The sequence below is a fragment of the Streptomyces sp. SAS_270 genome (assembly GCF_052543295.1).
In genome coordinates, this window is sequence record NZ_JBMNDS010000164.1 from 1 (window position 1) to 4,997 (window position 4,997).

A 4,997-nucleotide genomic window follows, 5' to 3' on the forward strand; every position below is an offset into this window, starting at 1 on the left:
GCGGCCCAACTTCTTCGTCAACACCCCCGACATCCTCCACGAGTTCCTGCAGCACGGCGGGCGTCCCGCCTTCGAGCTGCGGGCGGTGCTCGCGGCCACGCTGTCTCCGACGTGGGGCGTGTACAGCGGCTTCGAACTCTGCGAGAACCGTGCCTTGCGCGAGGGCAGCGAGGAGTACCTGCACTCCGAGAAGTACCAACTGCGTCCGCGCGACTGGGAGTCGGCCGAGCGCGAGGGACGTAGCATCGCGCCATTGATAGGCGCGCTCAACGCGATCAGGCGGCGCAGTCCGGCGCTGCGGCAGCTGCGCGATCTCCACTTCCACCACACGGACAAGGAAGAGGTGATCGCGTACTCGAAGTCCGTGGCGGACGTCGGCGGTTCGAACACGGTTGTGGTGGTGGTCAACCTCGACCCCCACCACACCCAGGAGGCCACGGTCTCGTTGGACATGCCGCAACTCGGCCTGGACTGGCACGAGTCCGTGCCGGTGCGCGACGAGCTCACCGGCGAGACCTATCACTGGGGCAGGGCGAACTATGTGCGCCTCGAACCGGGCCACCGGCCCGCGCACATCCTGACCGTCCTGCGACCGTCCTCACCGCAGATCGGAGGGTCACCCACAACATGATCGTCAACGAGCCCGTCCCGGACACCTTCGAGGACACCCCCGCCAAGGACCGGGACCCGGAGTGGTTCAAACGCGCCGTCTTCTACGAGGTGCTGGTCCGCTCCTTCCAGGACAGCAACGGCGACGGTGTCGGCGACCTCAAGGGCCTCACCGCCAAACTCGACTACCTGCAGTGGCTCGGCGTCGACTGCCTGTGGCTGCCGCCGTTCTTCAAGTCCCCGCTCCGCGACGGCGGCTACGACGTCTCCGACTACACCGCGGTGCTGCCCGAGTTCGGCGACCTCGCCGACTTCGTCGAGTTCGTGGACGCCGCCCACCAGCGCGGCATGCGCGTGATCATCGACTTCGTCATGAACCACACCAGCGACCAGCACCCGTGGTTCCAGGAGTCCAGGAACGACCCCACCGGCCCCTACGGCGACTACTACGTCTGGGCCGACGACGACAAGCAGTACCAGGACGCCCGGATCATCTTCGTCGACACCGAGGCCTCCAACTGGACCTTCGACCCGGTCCGCAAGCAGTACTACTGGCACCGCTTCTTCTCCCACCAGCCCGACCTGAACTACGAGAACCCGGCCGTGCAGGAGGAGATCGTCTCCGCGCTGCGGTTCTGGCTGGACCTGGGCATCGACGGCTTCCGGCTGGACGCGGTGCCGTACCTCTACCAGGTGGAGGGGACCAACTGCGAGAACCTCCCGCAGACCCACGAGTTCCTCAAGCGGGTCCGCAAGGAGATCGACACGCACTATCCGGACACAGTGCTGCTCGCGGAGGCGAACCAGTGGCCCGAGGACGTCGTCGACTACTTCGGCGACTTCCCCTCCGGCGGCGACGAGTGCCACATGGCCTTCCACTTCCCGGTGATGCCGCGCATCTTCATGGCCGTACGCCGTGAATCGCGCTACCCCGTCTCGGAAATCCTCGCCAAGACCCCGGCCATCCCCAACAACTGCCAGTGGGGCATCTTCCTGCGCAACCACGACGAGCTGACGCTGGAAATGGTCACCGACGAGGAACGCGACTACATGTACGCGGAGTACGCCAAGGACCCGCGTATGCGCGCCAACATCGGCATCCGCCGGCGGCTGGCCCCCCTGCTGGACAACGACCGCAACCAGATCGAACTGTTCACCGCCCTGCTGCTGTCCCTGCCCGGCTCGCCGATCCTCTACTACGGCGACGAGATCGGCATGGGCGACAACATCTGGCTCGGCGACCGCGATGCCGTGCGTACGCCGATGCAGTGGACCCCGGACAGGAACGCGGGGTTCTCCTCGTGCGACCCCGGCCGTCTCTTCCTGCCCACGATCATGGATCCGGTCTACGGCTACCAGGTCACCAACGTCGAGGCGTCCATGTCCTCGCCGTCGAGCCTGCTGCACTGGACCCGGCGGATGATCGAGATCCGTAAGCAGAACAAGGCGTTCGGCCTCGGGTCGTACACGGAACTGCTGTCCTCCAACCCGGCGGTGATCGCGTTCCTGCGGGAGTACAAGGACGATCTCGTCCTGTGCGTGCACAACTTCTCCCGCTTCGCCCAGCCCACCGAGCTGGATCTGAGCGCCTTCAACGGCCGCCACCCGGTCGAGCTGATCGGCGGCGTCCGCTTCCCCGCCATCGGGGAGCTCCCGTACCTGCTCACCCTGGCAGGCCACGGCTTCTACTGGTTCCGGCTCCGCAAGGACGCTGCGTAGAAGGCAGGGCGGGGCGGTTTTCACCGTCCCGCCCTGGGCACGCATCAGTAACACCCCGAGTCTCCCGGGGAAAGGACGCGACGCCATGTCGGAAGCAGTCACACGATCCGCCGGCGCACCTCGCTCTGCCGCACCTCCCGGTCTGCTCGCGTCGCTGGACCCGCTGTTGCGGGAGTGGCTGCCGCGACAGCGCTGGTTCGCGGGCAAGGGGCGGCCGGTCAGCGGGTTCTCGCTGGTCGCGGCCACCGAGCTGCTGCCCGCGGACACCCAGCTCGGCCTGTACCACCTGCTCGTACGCGCTCATCAGCCGCCGACCCCCGCGCAGGGTGCCCTCTCCCATCCCGCCGACTGCTACCAGTTGCTGATCGGCGTACGCGAGGCACTGCCACCGCGGCTGGCGCCCGCGCTGATCGGGCACCTCAAGGAAGGACCGCTGGCCGGGCGCACGGTGTACGAGGCGCTGCACGACCCACGGCCCGGCGGAGTGCTCCTCGAAGCGCTGCGCACGCAGTCCCGCATCGGCGCGCTGCGCTTCGAGGGCGACCGGCAGCGGGAGATCCGCAGTGATCTGGTGCCCCGGCTGGTGACGTCGGAACAGTCCAACTCCTCGCTCGTGTACGGAGATACGTTCATCCTGAAGCTGCTGCGCCGGATCGTGCCGGGGATCAACCCGGACCTCGAACTGCCGCTGGCCCTCGCCCGGCAGGGCTGCCCCCGGGTGCCCGCACCGGCGGCATGGCTGCGGGCGGAGGTCGAGGACACCGGCGACGAGACCTATGTCCTCGGTGTGCTGCAGCCCTTCCTCCAGGGCGCGGCCGACGGCTGGGAGCTGGCCCTGCGCGAGCTGGCCAAGGGCGAGGACTTCGGCGCGGAGGCACACGCGCTGGGCCGGGCCACGGCCGAGGTGCACACGGCGCTCGCCCGCGCACTGCCCACGGTCACCCTCGGCCACGCCCAGATGCAGTTGCTGGTCGACGGCATGACCGACCGTCTGGAGGTCGTCGCGCAGGCGGTGCCCGCGCTGCGGAGGTACGCCCCAGGCCTGCGCACCGCTTTCGAGGCGCTGGCCGACCTCGCCGCCGAGGGACGCACCTGGACCGCCCAGCGCATCCATGGCGACCTGCACCTCGGGCAGTGCCTGCGCTCGCCCGACGGCGCCTGGTCGCTGATCGACTTCGAGGGCGAGCCGTCCAAGCCGCTCGCCGAGCGCCGGATGCCGCAGCCGCCGGTCCGTGACATCGCGGGCATGCTCCGCTCCTTCGACTACGCCGCCCTGTCGGGGCACTCCCCGGCGCCCGGCTGGGCCGACGCCTGCCGGGCCGCGTACTGCACCGGATACGCCGAGGTCAGCGGGCGCGACCCGCGCACCGATCCCGTACTGCTGCGCGCGTACGAGACCGACAAGGCGATCTACGAAGTCCTGTACGAGGCCCGGCACCGGCCCGACTGGCTTCCGGTGCCGATGGCCGCGGTGCGCAGGCTCGCCGCGGACGACGGCGCTCCCGAGCACGCCCTCTGACCCGCCCGACCGCGACACCCCCTGCCGAGGAGGCCCTGCCCGTGACCCCCCGCCCCCCGTCCGACGACAGCCCCGAGAAGAACGGCACGAGCGCGAAGAAGACCGCAGCGACGCCGAAGAAGGCGGCGGCGAGCGCGAAGAAGAAGACAGCCGGCGCCGAGAAGGCGCCGGCCAAGAAGGCCGCGGCGAAAGAGCCGGTGCCGAAGAAGACGGTGGCGAAGAAGGCCGCGGTGAAGAAGACCGCCGGTGGGAAACCGGCGGCCGAGAAGGCCATCGCGAAGAAGGCAGTCGCGAAGAAGGTGCCCGCCAAGAAGACGGCGGTCAAGAAGACGGTGGTCGAGAAGCGTGCACAGCCCCGGGTGGCCGAGCCGGTGGTGGTCGGCAACGGCTCCGCCGTCCTGGAGGGCGAGGACCGCGAGCGGCTGCTCGGCGGCACGCACCACGACCCGCACGGCGTACTGGGCGCACACCCGGTGGCGGAGGGTGTGGCGTTCCGCGCGCTGCGCCCCTACGCGCTGTCGGTGACCGTCGTCATGGACGACCTTCGGGCCCAACTGCGCGACGACGGGGACGGCTTCTTCTCGGGGGTGCTTCCGCTGCGCGCGGTCCCGGAGGCCTACCGGCTGGAGATCGCCTACGAGGGCTCGGTCCTGGAGACCGAGGACGCCTACCGCTTCCTGCCCGCGATCAGCGGGTTCGACCTGCATCTGCTCGGCGAGGGACGCCACGAGCAGTTGTGGAAGGCGCTGGGTGCCGAGCCGATGGTGCACCAGGGTGTGACGGGCACCCGCTTCACGGTGTGGGCGCCGAACGCGCGGGGCGTACGGCTGGCGGGCACCTTCAACTTCTGGGACGGCACGGGATATCCGATGCGTTCGCTCGGCGGCTCCGGGGTGTGGGAGCTGTTCGTGCCGTCGATCGGCGAGGGCGAGCTGTACAAGTTCGACATCACGCGCCCCGACGGCACGCACACCCTGCGTGCCGACCCGGTGGCGCGCCGCACCGAGGTGCCGCCCAACACGTCCTCGGTCGTGCACGCCTCGCACCACACATGGCGGGACGAGGACTGGATGGACCGGCGGGCGGGCCGCCCGGTGCACGAGGCGCCGTTCTCCGTCTACGAGGTCCATCTGCCGTCCTGGCGACCAGG

3 protein-coding genes and 1 pseudogene are annotated in these 4,997 nt (G+C 69.5%); all 4 read left to right on the forward strand.

The genetic code is table 11. The features are described 5' to 3' along the window. Window positions 1–631: pseudogene (locus ACN6LB_RS45520) on the forward strand (alpha-1,4-glucan--maltose-1-phosphate maltosyltransferase); the annotation flags it as partial. Next, window positions 628–2,328: a maltose alpha-D-glucosyltransferase gene (treS, locus tag ACN6LB_RS45525; RefSeq protein WP_356149120.1), complete on the forward strand. Its 1,701-nt coding sequence runs from the start codon at window positions 628–630 to the stop codon at window positions 2,326–2,328. The pseudogene ACN6LB_RS45520 and the gene treS, both read left to right, overlap by 4 nt. An 85-nt stretch (window positions 2,329–2,413) precedes the next feature. Then, on the forward strand, window positions 2,414–3,847 hold the full coding sequence (locus ACN6LB_RS45530; protein WP_356149113.1) for a maltokinase N-terminal cap-like domain-containing protein: 1,434 nt from the start codon (window positions 2,414–2,416) through the stop codon (window positions 3,845–3,847). A 41-nt stretch (window positions 3,848–3,888) separates the two neighbouring features. Then, window positions 3,889–4,997, forward strand: a 1,109-nt coding sequence (locus tag ACN6LB_RS45535) for a GlgB N-terminal domain-containing protein (protein ID WP_445031057.1), incomplete at its 3' end; no start/stop codon positions are given.

Excerpts from the sequence above, each read along its gene's own strand:
- treS (WP_356149120.1), top strand. The coding sequence starts at position 628 with ATGATCGTCAACGAGCCCGTCCCGGACACCTTCGAGGACACCCCCGCC.
- ACN6LB_RS45530 (WP_356149113.1), top strand. The coding sequence starts at position 2,414 with ATGTCGGAAGCAGTCACACGATCCGCCGGCGCACCTCGCTCTGCCGCA.